Below are 19,050 nucleotides of genomic sequence, written 5' to 3'. Positions count from 1 at the left end.
TCAAATTACCCTTTTCTCCTCTCCAATTTCCCTTCTCTATTCCCTTCTCCAATAAGCTATTGGTACTTTTTTAAAGCCAATTTCACTTTAGTTCCTGCTTGTACATCAACAGGATGATTAAAATACAGCGTTCTATTATTTTTAAAGTTTGCACATACAAGATAACCATCTCCATTAAAATAGGCTTGTTGTACTTCCACTTCTAGTACTCCTTTTTGTTTAGAGATCATCAATTGATGCGGATAGATGAGCAGTACTTCGTCTTCTAAAGTATCGGGAGTAAAATCAGAAATATACAATTCATTGACTTCGCCAAATAATGTGGCTACGTATTTATCTGAAGGGTATTCATATAAATCTTGGGTATCACCGTAATCCACTACTCGACCTTCTTTGAGCACGATAGTTTCATCTGCAAAACTCAATACATCCATACTATCATGGGTAGCAACAATACAGGTGATGTTATTTTCTTTTAAATACGAAAAAATCTTACGACGTAATACACTTCTTCTCGCGTAATCAATATGACTAAAAGGTTCATCTAACAACAACACTTCAGGAGCTACTGCTAAGGCTCTAGCAATTGCCACGCGTTGTTGTTGTCCACCACTTAAAAGTTTCACTTTCACATCGGCGAATGCTGTCATTTCAATTAACTCTAATAATTCCGCAATTTTTGCTTTCTTTTTTTCCAAGTTAAAATTCGAAAGATACTTTCCAATATTCTCTGCAACACTTGTGTGTGGCATCAAGTCAAAATCTTGGGCTAAATAGCGCATATTGTCCATCCCAGGGACAAGATTATAGGCTGGTCCTAAAACTTGATTGTCCTTCCAGAATATTTCTCCTTGATCTAAGTCGTGTAAACCATAGATGAGCTTGAGTAGTGTGCTTTTTCCACATCCACTTTCACCGAGCAGTGCTACGTGTTTTCCTTTTTCAATAACTAAATCAATGGCGTCTATAACGGTATAATTGGCTGTATAACTAAACGAAATATTTTTTAATAAAAGCATGTCGAGATTTTAAAGTACAAAGATAAAAATATCTTAGGATGGACTCTACAAAATTCCAATAAAGGCGTAAAAATAATAACGCAAAAAAAAGGATAAGGCGCAAAAGCCTTATCCTTACTTTATTATGTAACTGGTATAACAGAGAAATAAACCCAAGGAGATTCTTTTGTTATACTTTATTCTTATTCTTGAGACGCTAAGTAACGTTCAGCGTCTAAGGCAGCGATACATCCAGATCCAGCAGCAGTAATCGCTTGTCTGTAGTCTTTATCTTGCACATCTCCACAAGCAAAAACCCCTTCAATATTGGTTGCACTCGTTTTACCTGTTGTAAGTAAATATCCTGTTTCATCCATTGTCAATTGCCCTTTGAAGATATCTGTATTGGGTTTATGTCCAATTGCAACGAAGAAACCTGTAGCTGGGATATCTGATTCCACTCCTGTTTCATTGTTTTTCACTTTGATTCCAGTTACTACATTTCCATCTCCTAATACTTCCACAGTACTTGTATTCATTAAGATTTCAATATTTTCTGTGTTGCGTACACGATCTTCCATAATTTTAGACGCTCTAAAGCTATCGCTACGTACCAGCATCGTTACTTTCTTACAAAGTTTAGATAAGTAATGAGCTTCTTCACAAGCAGAATCCCCAGCTCCTACAATAACAACCTCTTGATTTCTATAAAAGAAACCATCACAAACTGCACAAGCAGAAACACCTCCACCTAAATTCAAGTAATGTTGTTCTGATGGTAATCCTAAGTATTTGGCAGTTGCACCAGTAGAAATAATTACAGTATCTGCGTGTAATTCTGTTGTTTCGTTTACCCAAACTTTTTTAATCGTTCCACTTAAATCAACTTTTGTAACCCATCCATCTCTCACATCTGTTCCAAAGCGTTTAGCTTGAGCTTCTAATTGTAGCATCATTTCAGGTCCTGTTACACCCTCTGGATAACCAGGGAAATTCTCCACATCATTTGTTGTTGTTAATTGCCCACCTGGTTGTAATCCTTGGTATAAAATAGGTGCCATATTAGCTCTTGCGGCATAAATTGCAGCGGTATATCCTGCAGGTCCTGATCCAATAATTAAACACTTTGTTCTTTCTATCGTTGACATAATACTCTTTTTAATAATTGTAGAAACAAAAATACCCTTTTTCCGTGCTTTTCAAAGTACTTTTATAAAGAAATAACTTATTTCAACATAAAGAAAGTCTATCAAAGCGGTCTTTCCCTTTTTGTTCTTCTATAGCTAAATAAGCTCATTCATCCATTAATAACATCCTATAGCCATTTCTCACCTTGAACCTTTAAGTGTAGCAAGCATACATGATACCTGCACGATGATGCTAAAAAAAGGCGCCCCCTAAAGAACGCCCTAGCAATTTTATTTTTAATCCACTCCTATCTCTTCTTTTACTTACTATCTAGATGAAGATAGCCTGTTTTCTTAATCGTATAACTAGTATTCTTCGTTTCTTTTTTATAGGTTATTAAATAATAGTACGTTCCTGCAGGTAGTTTTCCTCCTTTGGTTTGACATCCTCTAAACACATTATCTTGACTATCATAATTCTTTGTTTCATATACCTTTGCTCCCCATCGGTTGAATATCTGAACCGAATTTTGTGGGTAACGATTGATATTCTTAATGATAAAATAATCATTCTGATTCCCTCCATTTGCATTGACATAATTATAGATGATGACATCTTCCTCCTCTACAGGTGGGCTTTCGTGCATACTTGCCAAAGTAAAATAACCCAAATTCGAGATATTGGCAGGAGTTGTGATTTTTTTATTGTCCATATCTACAATACCTCCAAGGTCTTCCCATTGCTTATTCGCTGAATTCCAATGTACAATATGTAAGTCCTGTTCTGAGTTTTTTAGTACATCTGGTAACGTCGTTCTCTCATCCCAACTCAACGTCAACATGAAACTAGTTTGGCTGTTTTTAGTCTTTTCAAGCTTCCAATATTCTTGTGTATTTAATTGCTTAATTTCAGGGATGTGCGCTTGATGTGTTTTAAAAAAAGTTGAATCCTGAAATACATAGTTAGACAGAACAACATCTTTGCTATTTTGAGGTGCACTTATACCAGCTGGTCTATAGTATTCTTTATTTCCTATAGGAAAGACAAAGGGATCTGCTCCAACTTTTTCTACCATGCCATCAATAAAGCTCGTATCCCTACTATTTTTATGTTTGGATTTCGGCATAAAACTGATCAATCCTGCAGGTTGTTTTGTTGTTGAATTAACCGCAGAATCAACTTTAATGATTCCATCTTTAAAATCAACTTCTCCCCAAACATCTAGATTTGCCTTTAGATCAAAATAGTATTGGGGTTGATTGAGGTCAAAGGTAACCTTATGAAGGTCTATAGTTGTATTACCAGCAATAATGGTATTTTGTTGTTTTGTACCCACGAATTTTACTTCCCCTGTAGCTAAGGTTTTGGTATAGGTGAAATTCCCTTCATTGGTGAAATTCCCAAAATAATAGGTCATACCATCATTCACCAATTTTCCTTGCGCTTGATTGGTAAAGTCAGCATAAGAACTCAGCATAGTTTTACTCTCCACCTGTAATATTCCATTATTATAAAAAACATTATTTTGAGCTTTTCCTACATTTGTACTAAGGAGTATACTAAGTATTATACTAAGGAGTATCAAACGAGGTAAACGATTTTTTTCCATCATGGTGTTATAAATTAATCTTACTTTTTATTTGATGATTTACAAACAAAAATCATACGAAAATGATTACTTGTATTTCAACTGATTCCAAGCCTTTCTCGTTGTCTTTTACTTTTTATTACAGAACAAGACTTGATTCTTTATACTTTGTCTTACCAACTTTTTCCTGTGTTCTTTTAAAACTTTCATAACTTCGAAAGCCACTTATAAGTATAAGATCTTCTTCTGTATAGGGTTCTATATTTGACATCGCTTTCAATCTGAGGTATTCATCATATCTACACTGATTGATGTATTGAGAAAAATTCTTCTTGTAGGTTGCATTAATAAACTGAGACAAGTAGCTTCTATTCGTCATTAAATCACTTAGTAAATCTGTAATTTTAAGTTGAGGGTTTAAAAAAGGCTTCTTTTCTTGTATATACTTTTCAAATTTTTGTTTGTCAATTGCTAACTCCTTAATCTTTATATCTTCCTCTTGATTGCTTTTTTTCTTCTCTTCTAGGATGTCTTCTGTTATCTGAACAAAATTTTCACAGAACAAATTATAGCAGAGACTAATATTAAAAAACATGAATAAAAAATTGGGGATTAGCTCTCCAACGATGAGATTACTTTGAATTTGAGGAAATAGATAAAGTACAATCGAACCTGGAAATAACAAAAATCCAATTACAAAAATAGGATAGAGCCAAAACAGCGAATCTCGTTCTTCATCAGAAGAATAATTGGCAATATTTTTTCGATATTTTAATAAACGATGTAATGATAACAGCAAGTAGATTAAATTGAAAATAGTAGCCATAATGCTATCCTCATTCAATAACAAAAAAGAAAAAACATGTTTTTCAATATACAAGCTCTCTATTTTCAGTTCAAGTCCTGTTGCATGATAAAAATAAAAAACTGCACTCAAGCACAAACTGATTGCATAATGCACGTACTTAAAATTCTCTTCTTTTTTCAATCTAGTCAAGAGAAAAATCAAGTGATAGAATAAGGTAGGCATCAGCAAAGTAGTTAAGAAATTAACTCCTTTCAAACAGGGTAGTTCCAAAAAATGAAATACCTCAAAAAAAGTTGTACTATAAAAAAAGATACAAACGAGATAGAATAACAACAAAACAAAGGTTGTTGTTTTCACTAAAGGTTCTGTCACATCTTCTACTAGTTTAAGTGCTAATAGTGCAAAACAAAAAAGAGCAGAAAATATTGAAGAGGAGAAAGAAACTCCTAAAAAAAGATATTCATGATCCATATATTCCCTCTATTAATTCTGTTGACGTTTTTCTGCACTGTGTACAGCTCGTAAATAGTGTCGATAATCTGAGAACCCTGCCTGAACGACTAAATCCTCCATATTATTTTCTTTGTTTGTTGCTTGTAGATGATCTACTTCTTTCAATCGCCAACAGTTGATAAACTGACTGACATTGCAATTGTAGGTTACATTGATAAACTTAGATACGTAGGTTCTATTTACACCAAAATGGTTCACTAAGGTATCGAGGCGAAAATCTTTCTTCCTGTAAGGTTTATCCTTGGTAAAGTAGTTGACAATATCGCTTTGGGTTAATAGGTTTTCCGTTCGTGTATTAGAATTGATAAAAGAGGATTCTAACACATCATTAGTCAGTGTACCCATTTGATCTACAGCTACAATTTGTCCAGAAGACAACATGACATTTGTTTTATAAGCAATTGGAATTTTCACTCTATTCTTCTCTAATAGCATATTAAATGTCAATATGATATGTTGAAAAGAAAGAACAAATACGGTTATTGCTTGTACAATCACGCTGTAATTCCTCAAACTAAATAGCAGTGTAAATATTGATTTTAGCACCAAAAGCAAATGAATCCAATTCAACCTTTTAATTTGAATTTTTCGCTTATTTTTTGTCTGATGATATTGATATACTCTCCTCCAGCACAAGATGGTATAAACTCCTGTAATTAAGGTGATGTAAATGCTTAAGTATTTTACACACAATACTTTAGCATCTAACTGTTGAAACCCTTTCGTTTGAAACAAGGCATAAATAAAGGCATACAACAAAATAAATACACCAAAAATCATTTCATACTGCAAGAAATTGAACTTCTTTTTTACAGGAATGATATAACAGATAAAATGATAAAAACACACTTGGGACAAGGCGATAAACAACGACAAAACAGGAAGCAAAAAAATGCGGCTACCTACTAATTTTTGTGTAAGATTATCAATAATCCACAACGCAATTAATGCGAAATAATACCCACCTAATGTTCTTAAAATTGGTACTTCTGTAACAGAAAGGTTTTTGTAAAAAACAACCATTAGAATAATTCCACATGTCATAGATGAAATCATAGGAATGGAAATTAAAATATACTTCAATAGTTCCATAGCTTTTACTGTTCTTATTTTATAAAGTTTTTTTACTTGATGAATCTCATATCAACGTTAGCAAAAACACCTTTACTCAATTCCTATACCATTATAACTCTAACAAGGTAAATACTTGATCCATTCGAAAATTTCGAGGATCTCTTGCGCTTTGACTACCATGATTTCGTCTGTATCTTTCTGTAGATAAAGCACTTTTTCTTGTTGATTAACTTCTACTATTTTGTAGGTTTGAAAACCTTTACCAGCCAGCAATAGCACATAATTACTTGCTATTTTAACAGCGGCAAAATCAACTTTTTTACAAAAGACATAAACCAAGTAAGATTCCTTATTCGCTTGTATTTTTGCATACAGCTGAATAATGATATCAAAGCAAACCTGTTTAGGGAAATAAATTTGTTTGAGTTTTTGATGTTTTCCCTCTATACTCAAATAGTATTCCAAATAATCATCGATGTAAATAATTGGTCGCTTGATGTAGCTTTTTTCTATGGTTTTATTCTGATAATTGACAAGAAATAATTCGTTTAAATCTATTTCATATCGATTACATACTTCGATTAATTTAACATAACACAATGTATTTCTTTTTTTCCAAGAGGAAATTGTATTGGGTTTTACGTTAAAAATAGCTGCTAACTCTTTTGCTGATTTCACTCCTAACACTACTTTTAACTTGGTTAAGATTTCTTTTGAGGAATGAATGGCGCGAGGGTTTTGTAAAAAATCACTGTTTATCATAGTTCTATATCGTTACACTTTCTCCTTTTTATTTTCAGTAATCTATTGGTTTTTAGATATGATAAAGTATTCAGGCAAGGTTTTGGTTTTCCTCACCTGAATAAAACAAATAGCTATTTTGCAGTAAATTCTAAGATTACTTCATAATCCCCATTTGTTACAGGTGTATACATTTTTCCACTTCCTAAATTGAAATCGACTTTTGTCTTGGTATTGTGTATCGCTACATCTGTTACAGCACTCGTAATAAGTTCCTTTCCTTTAAATACTTGAATATTTAAAATACGGTCTATATTTCTTGATTCCTGAGGTAATTTTTCATCAATATTGACTCTACTTGCTTTTGCTCCTGTGATTGCAATCGATGTTTTATAGATAAATACAGCATCGCCATCTACCGTATGCCCTGTCTTTATCACTTCATTCGTTGTAATTTTATTCCCTATTTCTTCTTTAATAATTTGAGTATTCTCTATAATAGAGTTTATCACTGTTTCTGTTAAGTCTATTACTGTTTTTTCATTTGTTTCTGAGTCAACATAATACACACTATTGGCAGGAATATTACCAATAGCATCCTTAGTGAAATAAACATTTCCCCCTTGATTTAAAATATTCGTGATTTCATTTTTAATGTGCTCATTATTCTCAATAATGTTGGTAACATCTGCTGTAAGATTTAAATAATCAATGCGATTATCCTCTCCTAAATATTGGTAGTAGACTTCTCCCTTTTTTGCAGTTGAAAAATCAGGCACCTCAGTCGTTTCAGTAAAAGTTGGTATTTGTCCATCCGCTGTAATTTTAGCTTTTTTAAAGAACGTACGGGTTTCAAATTCTTTCACACTTTCTTGCAACTGCACTTCCGTACGGATATACTTATCCGTGGCAACATCATAGCTAATGCTGTATATTTTACTATCTGCTGGATCAATAACGAGGGCAGCCTGGCTCAACGTTTTATCGCTACTCTTCGGGTTAGTAGGAACCAGGACATCTACCACTCTTTTTATCTCCCCTAAATCGCTTCCGCTCCCCCCATTAATAATAGTATTAATCGAAAGTTCTAAGTTTTCTTGATCAATAATTTGATTCCATTTTTCTCCTTTCCAGAAATAAAACCCTGTAGGCAAAGTTGCCCCAACATTGTATACAAGTAAACTTTCTGTTTTAGTTCCCTCAATAGGAGCAAACACTCCTGTTGTAGTTAACTTCACTCTTGGAATTAGAATCCCTTTATCAGCTGCTTCGACATCCAACATTGCTGAATTAGCTGGTGTTGGCGTACCAATACCAACCTGTGCTCTGGTTACAAACCCCGTGCCCAATAAAAAGGCAAAAAAGATAATTCTCTTCATATATTTAAATTTCTGTTTTTGTTTCTTTCTTTTTCTAAGGCAAAGAAATCACCACTACTCAAAAAAAATTAACGAAAGTGTAAAAACATCAAAGTAAATTTGAATATATCTTTTTACTTTTTGTAAAAACAACACCCTAACCGCTAAAAAATTCAAACAAACTATTCATTTTCAACAAAATAATGAGCTGTACTTTCAATCTACCTTGCTTTAAATTCTGCTTTAATTAAGGAATAGAAAACTATTTTTTTTAAAAAAATGGACTGTAAATTTGCAAAAAGTGTAACTGTAGTTTCTTTTTCCTAAGGCAACCTCAGGCTTTAGCCATGAATTTAAAGCACTTATACTAAGGCTATTTAAAAACACCAGTAAAAAGAAGTAAAAAACGAGAACAAATTCAGTCTATATGCTGTTTCTCAAACGCCCTATCTACCTTACTGAGACCTTCATTTCTTTCTCCTCTTTGATGGGATTATACTGCTTTATCCTTTTGATTGAAACAAAAAAAAAGAAGAACTATGTTCTTCTTTTTCACTTTAACAAGGCATACTATTCATACATTGAAAACACTCCGATACTTCTTTCGTATTTAACCACATCTTTTCATTCATATCGCGACATAATTGTAACCTTTGCCCTTCTACATCGTAAGCAATCACACTGTATTTCTGAAAACCTTTATTTTTAACTAACAGAATATAATCTTCGCCAACCACTAAATTAGCTACATCTACCATCTTACAAAACACATACATCAGTTCTGCTTGCATTCGTTCTGTTGAATTGATATACATCTGAATAACAATATCAAAACTGACATTTTTAGGTAAGTATATCTGCTTCATTTTCTTGTGCTTCACATGTGATTTCAAATAATACTCCAAATAATCATCTAAATAGATAATTGGCACTTGAGCATAACTTTTATTGATTGCAATATTCTGATATGCAGCATAAAACAATTCATTGAGATCAATTTCATGTTTATTACAGATTTCAATTACCTTAGCATAACACAACGTATTTCTCTTTTTCCAAGAAGAAATTGTGTTGGGTTTCAAATTAAAGATATGTGCTAATTCTTTAGCTGATCGCACTCCTAATAAAATTTTTAATCTAGTTAAGACTTCTGTCGAAGAGATAATTCCTTCTCGTTTTTGTATAATTTCTTCCTTCATAGTATACTGTAGATTTAAGGTTGATAAGCAAACACATGATGAATGATGGATGTTTCTTAACATACTGCTGTACATCGTATTGGGTTTGCCTGCAACTTTATTCTTCGTTCATTTCAAATAGAAAATAAATTTCTATAGTGATTTTAAAATATTTGTTTAGCGTTGTTCCGTATACTTGTTGTCGTTTTTACTCCTACTTCTAACTATTGATACGAAAAACCGCCAAATACACTTTTTTTATTTTCTTTTAAACTGTATAGCTCTCCTTCACCTCATACAAACAATCTCTTCTCTATTCATCTTCTATGGGGTAACTTCCCAACTTTCCTACTTCTTCCATTTTAAATTTCTACATTAAAAGAATCTAGATTTTCCTTTAGATCTAAAACTTCCCAACCAATCGAAACGCATAAAAATTTCATGCGTACCCGCATGATATTGATTTAATTTTGTGGTATCAAAATCATAAGTATACCCCAAAAACCAGTTTTCATCAATTTGAAAACCAGTTAAAGCACTGATACCTGCATTCCAACGATAAGCTGTTCCAATGGTAAATTTTTCTTGAAACAAGAAATTTGCGGTCAGATCTATTGCTGATTTTCCCCTTCCTATTTTAGATAAAAAAGCTGGTTTTAATAGCCAAGCTGAACCTAAATCAAAAACGTATCCTCCTGTCATATAGAACAAAGGTTGTTGACGCATCGTTCTTCTTTTGATATCATCGTAATAATCTACTTTAAATACTTTTGGAACAGACAACCCTAAATAGGCTACATCAGAATATAAATAGGCTCCTGCTCCAACATTGGGGCTAAATTTATTTTTCACATCCTCATAAGCAAAGGGCATAGTTTCATCGTAAATATTCAATTTAGAGTACGACATACTCAATAGATTTGCCGTTCCCTTCAATCCCAAAGCTAATTTATACTGTGCATTGACATCAAGGGTATAGGCTAAATCAAAAGCAATACTATTCTCATCCAATGCTCCAATATGATCGTTGACAAAATTCACACCTAATCCTAATTTTGGATTATTTAACGGTGTAGTAAAACCAACATTTGCAGTTTTAGGTGCACCATCAATTCCCACCCACTGATTTCGATATAAACCGAAAAAACTCATCGATTCTTTACTCGCAGCATATGCTGGGTTAATGATTGTAGGATTATACATATATTGTGTATACACAGGATTTTGTTGGGCATGTAGCAACGAACAAACACCTAAAGTCAAGAGGCTTATGCCTGTTTTAATTATTTGTTTTTTCACGGGTTTTATATTAACTGATTTTTATGCACAATAGGTATCACAGCCGAGATTTCATACAAACAAACGGTATAGCCCCATATGCTGGCTCTTTGTTTGTAGTCTTATCCCACTGCATTTTTTTAACGTAGTATTGTCCTCTTCCTCTGCTGTTCTCTTATTTAAACCAAAAAAGAAGTTTGCCCATAAATGGGCAATACTTCTTGGAAACAACAGATTAACTTTTTCCTATTCACTCCTAGTTTTATTCAATAATTCTCCCGCTTAAACAACATAAACAAGGTCAAGCTTTTACTTTTCAACCTCAACATTTAGGAGAACAACTCTCAACATTACTAGGACTAATCTTGAAAATAGGCTATACTTTTTCATTTTTCGATAAACAAAACTCTAAAAACAGTACATAATTTCACCCCTAAAGTGTAAATAAAAAAAGGTGATACTCGCAAATTAGTAAACAATCAAACCAATTGATCAATTAGATAAAAACAACAGTAGTATTTTGTTTATTGATTCCTTTTATTCATTCCTTTCATTCAAAACAAACAAGTTCTTTTTTAAAAAAGCAAAAAAATCATTTAAATTTCACGTACTATTTACTTTCTTATTCTTCATCAATTATCAAACACATACAGGCTAAAAGCAGCACGCATACTTTAAAAAAACAAATTATTTTGATCATTTAAACGCCATACTACCGTTCATTTTTATTTATTTATCTTATCCTCCTCCACACGATTACCAACAGCCAATAGCACCTTCCATCTATACAAACCAATTATTACTTAATTCCAACGCTATACAGTCATTCAAAGAACATTAAATAGATTAACCAACTATTTTTTTGTTGATTTTACGTTTCATTCTTGCCAATCCAGAAATCAGATTACCTTCATCCTCACTTGCATTATTTTTCTGTTTTGAAAAATTTTTCTTTTCTCATAAAGAAGAAAGCTCCAAATAATGGAGCTTTCTATACTCCAGCTGTTGTTTTACATCGCACAGCATGATGACCTAAAAGTAGCTTGCATTATTCACCACTTACTTTTCTATGACAATAAATTCACTGCGTCTATTTTCTTGGTGTTCCAATTCGCTACAACGAACTCCGTTGCTACAATGGTTCAACAAACGAGTTTCTCCATATCCTCTACCGCTTAAACGATTGGCAGCTATACCTTGCTTCACCATCCAATCAATTGTAGCTTTTGCACGTCGATCAGATAATTTCAAGTTATACGCATCATTTCCTTTACTATCACTATGAGCGCGAACATCAATTTTTAGCTTCGGATATTTCTTCATCAACTCCACTACTTTCATTAGCTCAATCGAAGCATCATAACGAACCACTGCACTGTCAAAATCAAAATAAATCGGTTCTAGATCTAATGTCTTAAACAAATCGTCATCGATGTCAATTGGAATTATGGTTTCTTCTAAACCAATATCCATTGTTTTAATACCAGGCTTTGGATCCGCATTAAAGACTACTTCAACCGTATTATAAGATGGATGTTCAACTTTGATGCGGTATTTATTTCCACAGTTTAACAGCTCACTATTGTAATAACCACGGTTATTTGTGCGTAATGTATCCGTGTATTGGTATTGTGCATCAGAGATAATCACTCTTGCATCTGATAACACTGCTTGTGTTTGCTTATTGTACACTTTTCCTTCGATGATCTGCGTACACGGTTTTTCTGCAACAAGGTAAATATCATCCGAGCCATGTCCTCCAGCGCGGTTTGAACTTAAAAATCCCTTATTTTCTTTGGGGTCAAAGTAAAAACCAAAATCATCCATCGAACTATTAATTGGTTTCCCCATATTAACCACGGGTCCTAGAGTTCCATCCGGATAAAGTTTAGACACAAACACATCCAAACCTCCTAATCCTGGGTGACCATTAGACGAAAAGTACAACTGAGAATCTGAGGAAATAAAAGGAAAACTTTCACGTCCTGCTGTATTGATTCCCATTCCTAAAGACTCTACAGGTCCATAACCTCCATTGGAATACAAGGCCACACGGTATAAATCAGACTCCCCTATGCTTTCTGGGCGATCAGAAGCAAAATACAACCACTTCCCATCAGGAGATAAAGCGGGATGGGCGGTATTGTAATTGTCCGAGTTTATCGGCAATGCTTCTACCTGTCCCCACAGCCCATCCCCTTGCTTTACTGCCTTATAAATCTTCAACATCGAAGTGTGTTCTTTATTTTGTTTGCTCTTGCCGTTATGCTTCGCATTGTTACGCGTAAAGTACATTGTATTTCCATCTGCAGTAAAAACAGCAGTTGCGTCATTCACCTGAGAATCCAAGCTCGTAGAAAAGCGCTCGGGTTCCCCTAATCCCTCCGGACTCACCTTAACGCGATACAAACTCGTATAGCTCTCGTTGGTCCATGCATGCAATTGACTGTCCTTAACTGTAGAGGTAGCACGAGCAGAAGTGAATACGAGATCGTCTCCCAACATACTCCCTCCATAATCCGAATATTCCGTATTGATACTCAAAGCCTTTACCTCATACAAGTCCGAATGATTTTCAATATGAGATAGATAATCGCGATTCTTGTTGTACAATGCTGTACGGGAGTCACTCTGTTCCATAGCTGCAAATGCATTCATATACTCCAAGGACTTTTTATAGTCCTCAACACCTTTTAGTGTTTGAGCATAGCGGTAATAATACTCAGAAGGCAATACCGTCAAATCCTTGCCTTTGTATTCTCCTTCAAATAGTTCTGTATACCACTGATTGGCTTGGGCAAGTTTTCCGTTAAAGTAATAGGAGTCTCCTAATTTTTGTAGGATAGAGGTATTGACATATCCTTTCTTAGCTAGATTCTCGTATAGTTCAATCGCATTGGCGTATGCCATGTCATCATAACTTTCATTGGCCAATTTTTCCTTTTTTACTTGGCTATAACCAACGGCTCCCATGCTGATAAATAAGCTCAGCAATCCTATATGTAGTTCTCTTACCATCATTTTCATCTTTTAAAAGAACCTTGGCGCAGCAATGCGCTTATGGTTATTAAACAAATTAAAGCGAAGAAAAACCTCATGTGATCCCGAATTATAATGAGCCAACCTCGTTGTATCAGCATCATAACTATAACCAAGCATCAAGTTCTTGGAAACTTGAAATCCTACCAGTCCACTCACTGAGGCATCCCAGCGGTAAGCCGCTCCTACGGTAAACTTCTCCATAAACATAAAATTCGCACTAACATCTACCTGAAGCGGCGAGCCTTCTTCCATCTTAATCATAGCCGCTGGTTTAAACTGTAAATTGGCATTCAAATCAAACACATATCCTCCTGTAACATATAAGTGTAACTTTTGCTTCAATGTATTCAATTGATTATCATCATAACGAGATTGCGTAAACAAATTGGGAGCTGAAACCCCTACATAGGACTTATCTGAATACAAGAACAATCCGGCTCCTAAATTGGGTGTAAATGAATTCGTAATATCGGTTCCTGTTACAGGATCTGTACCATCATAAATATTTAAATCACTATAGGTAACATCTAATAAACTACCGCTCCCTTTTAATCCAAAAGCTAATTTATAATTGTAATTCAAGCTAATAGCATACGATAAATCAATAGATAATGTATTTTCATTCATCACACCAATTCGGTCATTAGTAAAATTTACACCTAATCCCAAGCCACTCGTCCCCAAAGGCGTAGTAGCTGAAAGAGTAGCCGTCTTTGGTGCGCCATCTAAGCCAACCCATTGTGTACGATACAATCCAAACAGCTGTAATCCCTCTGTGCTTCCTGCATAAGCAGGATTTATATTGGAATGATTGTACATATAATGGGTATACTGAGGGTCTTGTTGGGCATGCGCCTGGTGGGACAAAAAGCTTAGCACTACTAAACTTAGTCCATAATATATTCTCTTCTTTTCCACTGCTCTTATATTTTTATTCTGTTTCTAAATGCAGATATCCCGATTTCTTAACGATGTTAGAGCCATTTTGATTCTTAACCTCATACGTAATAATATAGAAATAGGTACCCGTTGGAAGCGCTTTATCTTTATTGATTGTCACACGTCCTTCTGAATAGCCACGAAATACATTACCCGCAGAATCATAATTTGTGGTCTCGTATACTTTAACCCCCCAACGATTGTAAATCTCCACCTGGTTATTCGAGTATGCCTGAATGTTTTCTATATAGAAATAATCATTCTTTCCATCTCCATTGAGTGAAACAAGATTGTAAATAATTAATTCATTATCTTCTTCCACATACGGTAAAACTGCAGCCAAGGTATAATAACCTGAACCTTTTACAGCCGTCGTAACCTCTTGTAAATCTGAAGAAGCAACTCCCCCATGATCCACCCAAGTACCTGCTGCATCATCCCAATGAACAATGTGTAAATCTGAAAGATTTCCAGTTAAAACTTCTGGAAGCGTCGTACGAGTATCCCAACTCAAGGTCAATAAAACATCACCTTGGGAAGTATTAGACTTCTCTAGTTTCCAATATTCTTTTGTGTTGAGAACTGCTATAGATTTGTCCATTTTATTATGTTGACGAAAAAAGTCGTGATCATTTAAGATATACTTACTTTGATAAGCCTGTTTTTCACTTGGCATAGCAGCTATCTTAGCATAGCGATACACCTCTTTATCCCCAATAGGAAATGTAAAATTTTCCTTTCCTATTTTCTCAACATATCCCTCAACATGGCTCTGATCAGAGGGATTCATAGCCTTCGCACCTGGATGAAAGGTCAACATTCCAGCCAGAGAATCTACCTGTACAATCCCCATTTGGAAATCAACACTCCCCTTAACATTCATCTCCGTCTTGACATCAAATCCTTTTACTGGAGTGGGATTATCAAAAACAACATCATAGAAATCAGACGGTTTCTCTCCTGTAATTTGTTGTGCACCACTAGTTCCTCCGAATGGAGTAAAAATAGCCTGGGACGTTGGAGACTGATCGGTGTGATAATATAAATTGTCATTGTTGAAATTACCATAATAATAGGTTGTTCCATCATTCTTTACGACTCCACTTGCCGTGTTATCAAAATCATAGCTCGTACTAACTACCGCATTAGGGGTAATTGTTAGCGTACCTTGATTAACCATTGCTTTTTGGAATGGAGCCTGCCCAAAAATGGGCATGACTCCGACCAAAAAACACACAAATACTTGAACGTACTTTTTCATAGCGTTATTGTTTTTCGAAAATGTGAAATATAGGATCTAAAACCCTTATAGATAATGTTTTAGATCCTCTCAAAAAAGAACCAACTCGCGTTCCTTCATTATTGTAAAAACTAGTTCGTGTAGGGCAAATTCTAATTTCTAATTTGTTATTCGTTGGAACAAGATTTAAATTATCTGAATAGGAGAGAATTCCTCCATAGTGTCTGATATGATTTTGTTCATATCCCTCCTCTTTTCCAAAAGTATACCTCAGCGGAAAAAACCTTTTCACTAAAACATCATTAATTAAAACCTGTACCTCTAGTTCTGTTAAAACTTGTTTATTGGGGTTTGTGTTACCAATAGTTAATGCAGTACATTCCACAAAGAAATCAAAATTCATAAATTTTGTATCGCCTGGATTCTGATTTGTATCGAAATAACTCGTAAAAATAGGAGTCGGAGTTGCATGAGTCAAGGCATAAAAATCTACTCCATCATAATCATTAACCATGGTTTCATAATCCCATTCACTGGGGTAATTTTGTGCGTTTCCAGGAGTTAAAACATTCGTTAACTCGTATGACTCTGTTTTAGGTATTCTAAAAGTAAGTCCCGTATTGGCAATAGGTAAACCAGCACTATCAATTTCGCTTTCATTATAATAGGTCAAGGTTCCATTATTATTATCGATCAATTTGGTAACCGTTTCATGCGCTTTAATCGCTGCTTTTAAATCTACCGTTTCCGTAACGCCTTTTTCATCCTTATAGGTCAGTATTCCTGTAGTTGCATTATAAGCTATAACCGTTAAGGTTTCATAAGCTTGAACAGCTGCTTTGACATCTACAGTCGTTGTTTGTCCTTTCTCGTCCTTATAAGTTAACGTTCCTGTAGCAGTATCATACCCCAAAACAGTTAAGGTTTCATGCGTTTGAACAGCCGATTTGATATCTACAATAGTTGTATTTCCTTCTTCATCTTTATAAGTTAAAGATCCTGTTGTTGCATCATAACCTAAAACAGTTAGTGTTTCATGATGATTAACAACATCTTTGATATCTATTATCGAAGTATTCCCTACTTCGTCTGTATACATTAACTCCCCTGTTGTTGCATCATAAGTTAAAACTGTTAGTGTTTCAGTAAGTGTCACTAACTGATTAATATCCAATACGGTATCAACTCCTTTTTCATTTTTGAAGGTAATAGTTCCGTTCGTACTATTACTTGTTACACTTGTAACAGTCTCGAATGTATGAACCGCTCCTTTGATATCTACGGTTGAAGTATTGCCTTTTTCGTCTTGGTAGGTTAATATTCCTGTTGTTGCATCATACCCTAGAATAGTCAACGTCTCATTCGCTTTAACTATGGGTTTGATATTTAAAACAGTATCACTTCCTCTTTCGTCTTTATACGTAATTGTACCAGCTGTTTCATTACTTTTTATACTTGTTACTGTTTCGAAAGATTTAATAGCCGTTTTAATATCTACTACAACTGTATTTCCTTTTTCATCTTGATAGGTTAATGCTCCTGTAGTGGTATTATAACCTAAAACAGTTAAGGTTTCATGAAGCTTAACAGCCCCTTTGATATCAATATATGTAACATTTCCTTTTTCATCTTGATAAGTCAAAGTTCCTGTCGTTTCATTATAATGTAAAACGGTTAACGTTTCACTAAGTGCAACCAACTGCTTAATATCCAACACAGTATCCAATCCTTTTTCATCTTTAAACGTAATCGTTCCTGCATTAGGATTACTTGCTATACTGGTTACCGTTTCAAAAGATTTAACCGCTCCTCTGATATCAACTGTTACAGTATTTCTTTGTTCATCTTGATAGGTTAATGTACCTGTTGTTAGATTATAATCTAATACAGTTAAGGTCTCATTAGCTTGAATCAACTGTTGGATATTTAAAACAGTTTCAATTCCACTTTCATCTTTGAATGTAATCGTTCCAGCATTCGCATCACTGGTGATACTCGTTACCGTTTCAAAAGATTTAACCGCTCCTTTGATGTCAACTGTTACCCTATCGCCCTTTTCATCTTGATAGGTCAATGTACCTGTCCCTGCATTATAGTCTAAAATAGTTAAGGTTTCATTGGCTTGAACCAACTGCTGGATGTTCAAAATAGTTTCAATCCCACTTTCATCTTTGAACGTAATAGTTCCAGCATTTGCATCACTAGTAATACTCGTTACCGTTTCAAAAGACTTTACCGCTCCTTTGATGTCAACTGTTACTCTATCGCCCTTTTCATCTTGATACGTTAATGTACCTGTAGCTGCATTATAGTCTAAAATAGTTAAGGTTTCATTGGCTTGAACAAGCTCTTCGAAATTAATTACGTGTTTTACCCCCTCACTATCCATATACTCAAATTGAGTACCATCATAATACACATTGCCACCAATGGTTTTAAAAAGTTGTTCAATTTCATACGTTACGTTTTCATTATTAATAATCTCCGTAAAATTATTAATCACCAGTCTAGCAATGTCAGAATCTGCTACAATACGCGCCCATTTCGTTTTATCCCAATAGTAAAAACCAGGCTCAATATCTCCTTGTTTAATAGTAGCATATACTAATAAACTTTCTATATTGCCATTTGCAATAGTTATCCTATCGGTGGTACTTTCTAATGGGATATTTGGAATAAGTAATCCCTTATCTTTAGACCACAATGTCAACTCAGCCGATTTATTAGGTGTTGTTGTTCCAATACCTACCTGCGCCTGAATTGTAGAAGCTAAAAGCAACATGGCGATTGATAGTAATTTTCTTTTCATATTTATCAATTTATTTTTCTTTTTATTATTTGATTCTTTTAATTAATTAAGATCCAGTTACAACTATTTTTCGCTCCGAAGTTCATCTTGTTTACTCTTTGTATGAAAATTATCCCAACAAGGCTATTCGATTATCATTATCCAAACTTAAATCAGAAAAAAGTTAAAAAAAGTATCAAAAAAACAATAAATCACTAAAAAAAACGCAATGAAACGCACTTTAACTTTTATGTAAAAAAGAACAAAAAACACTTTCATCAAATCATACAATGAATTGAATAACAGATTCAAACCGAAAATCAAAAGATCTGTTTTTACTCTAATTCCGTTAGATTGAACAGAAGGTATAGCTCAAT

The 19,050-nt window shown here is 34.2% G+C and carries 13 protein-coding genes; all 13 read right to left on the bottom strand.

What is annotated here, in order from left to right; translation table 11 throughout:
* Window positions 1-56: 56 nt before the first annotated feature.
* Window positions 57-1,019: an ABC transporter ATP-binding protein gene (locus AWV75_RS14050; protein WP_060874973.1), complete on the bottom strand. Its 963-nt coding sequence runs from the start codon at window positions 1,017-1,019 to the stop codon at window positions 57-59.
* A 182-nt stretch (window positions 1,020-1,201) separates the two neighbouring features.
* Complete coding sequence (gene trxB / locus AWV75_RS14045) at window positions 1,202-2,146, bottom strand: thioredoxin-disulfide reductase (RefSeq protein WP_060874972.1); 945 nt, start codon at window positions 2,144-2,146, stop codon at window positions 1,202-1,204.
* Window positions 2,147-2,445: 299 nt separating this feature from the next.
* On the bottom strand, window positions 2,446-3,738 hold the full coding sequence (locus AWV75_RS14040; RefSeq protein ID WP_060874971.1) for a gliding motility-associated C-terminal domain-containing protein: 1,293 nt from the start codon (window positions 3,736-3,738) through the stop codon (window positions 2,446-2,448).
* Window positions 3,739-3,853: 115 nt separating this feature from the next.
* The gene (locus AWV75_RS14035; RefSeq protein ID WP_060874970.1) at window positions 3,854-4,993 is read right to left on the bottom strand and encodes a hypothetical protein; all 1,140 of its coding nucleotides are present in this window, start codon (window positions 4,991-4,993) and stop codon (window positions 3,854-3,856) included.
* A 12-nt stretch (window positions 4,994-5,005) separates the two neighbouring features.
* Window positions 5,006-6,127 (bottom strand): hypothetical protein, encoded by a 1,122-nt coding sequence (locus AWV75_RS14030; RefSeq protein ID WP_060874969.1) that lies wholly within the window; start codon window positions 6,125-6,127, stop codon window positions 5,006-5,008.
* Between the two features lie 99 nt (window positions 6,128-6,226).
* Window positions 6,227-6,871 (bottom strand): helix-turn-helix domain-containing protein, encoded by a 645-nt coding sequence (locus AWV75_RS14025; RefSeq protein ID WP_060874968.1) that lies wholly within the window; start codon window positions 6,869-6,871, stop codon window positions 6,227-6,229.
* Between the two features lie 113 nt (window positions 6,872-6,984).
* Window positions 6,985-8,229, bottom strand: coding sequence for a hypothetical protein (locus AWV75_RS14020; RefSeq protein ID WP_060874967.1), 1,245 nt, complete (start codon window positions 8,227-8,229; stop codon window positions 6,985-6,987).
* A gap of 536 nt (window positions 8,230-8,765) precedes the next feature.
* Complete coding sequence (locus AWV75_RS14015; protein ID WP_060874966.1) at window positions 8,766-9,407, bottom strand: helix-turn-helix domain-containing protein; 642 nt, start codon at window positions 9,405-9,407, stop codon at window positions 8,766-8,768.
* 354 nt (window positions 9,408-9,761) lie between these two features.
* On the bottom strand, window positions 9,762-10,685 hold the full coding sequence (locus tag AWV75_RS14010; RefSeq protein ID WP_231738157.1) for a PorP/SprF family type IX secretion system membrane protein: 924 nt from the start codon (window positions 10,683-10,685) through the stop codon (window positions 9,762-9,764).
* 1,038 nt (window positions 10,686-11,723) lie between these two features.
* Entirely contained in the window at window positions 11,724-13,685 is a 1,962-nt protein-coding gene (locus AWV75_RS14005; RefSeq protein ID WP_060874994.1) for an OmpA family protein, read from the bottom strand.
* A 9-nt stretch (window positions 13,686-13,694) separates the two neighbouring features.
* Complete coding sequence (locus tag AWV75_RS14000) at window positions 13,695-14,624, bottom strand: PorP/SprF family type IX secretion system membrane protein (RefSeq protein WP_082711090.1); 930 nt, start codon at window positions 14,622-14,624, stop codon at window positions 13,695-13,697.
* A 13-nt stretch (window positions 14,625-14,637) separates the two neighbouring features.
* On the bottom strand, window positions 14,638-15,906 hold the full coding sequence (locus AWV75_RS13995) for a gliding motility-associated C-terminal domain-containing protein (RefSeq protein ID WP_060874964.1): 1,269 nt from the start codon (window positions 15,904-15,906) through the stop codon (window positions 14,638-14,640).
* 4 nt (window positions 15,907-15,910) lie between these two features.
* A complete protein-coding gene (locus tag AWV75_RS13990; RefSeq protein ID WP_060874963.1) occupies window positions 15,911-18,694 on the bottom strand; it encodes a hypothetical protein in 2,784 nt (927 codons plus the stop codon).
* Between the last annotated feature and the right edge of the window lie 356 nt (window positions 18,695-19,050).

Origin of the sequence: Myroides odoratus, assembly GCF_001549985.1 — a bacterium.
Lineage (GTDB): Bacteria > Bacteroidota > Bacteroidia > Flavobacteriales > Flavobacteriaceae > Flavobacterium > Flavobacterium odoratum_A.
Note: the sequence above shows the minus strand (reverse complement) of the source record. Positions and strands in the feature narration are given on the sequence as shown.

What these genes read in the sequence shown, in the direction of transcription:
- AWV75_RS14050 (WP_060874973.1), bottom strand. Translation starts at nt 1,019, where the DNA reads ATGCTTTTATTAAAAAATATTTCGTTTAGTTATACAGCCAATTATACC.
- trxB (WP_060874972.1), bottom strand. Translation starts at nt 2,146, where the DNA reads ATGTCAACGATAGAAAGAACAAAGTGTTTAATTATTGGATCAGGACCT.
- AWV75_RS14040 (WP_060874971.1), bottom strand. Translation starts at nt 3,738, where the DNA reads ATGATGGAAAAAAATCGTTTACCTCGTTTGATACTCCTTAGTATAATA.
- AWV75_RS14035 (WP_060874970.1), bottom strand. Translation starts at nt 4,993, where the DNA reads ATGGATCATGAATATCTTTTTTTAGGAGTTTCTTTCTCCTCTTCAATA.
- AWV75_RS14030 (WP_060874969.1), bottom strand. Translation starts at nt 6,127, where the DNA reads ATGGAACTATTGAAGTATATTTTAATTTCCATTCCTATGATTTCATCT.
- AWV75_RS14025 (WP_060874968.1), bottom strand. Translation starts at nt 6,871, where the DNA reads ATGATAAACAGTGATTTTTTACAAAACCCTCGCGCCATTCATTCCTCA.
- AWV75_RS14020 (WP_060874967.1), bottom strand. Translation starts at nt 8,229, where the DNA reads ATGAAGAGAATTATCTTTTTTGCCTTTTTATTGGGCACGGGGTTTGTA.
- AWV75_RS14015 (WP_060874966.1), bottom strand. Translation starts at nt 9,407, where the DNA reads ATGAAGGAAGAAATTATACAAAAACGAGAAGGAATTATCTCTTCGACA.
- AWV75_RS14005 (WP_060874994.1), bottom strand. Translation starts at nt 13,685, where the DNA reads ATGATGGTAAGAGAACTACATATAGGATTGCTGAGCTTATTTATCAGC.
- AWV75_RS13995 (WP_060874964.1), bottom strand. Translation starts at nt 15,906, where the DNA reads ATGAAAAAGTACGTTCAAGTATTTGTGTGTTTTTTGGTCGGAGTCATG.
- AWV75_RS13990 (WP_060874963.1), bottom strand. Translation starts at nt 18,694, where the DNA reads ATGAAAAGAAAATTACTATCAATCGCCATGTTGCTTTTAGCTTCTACA.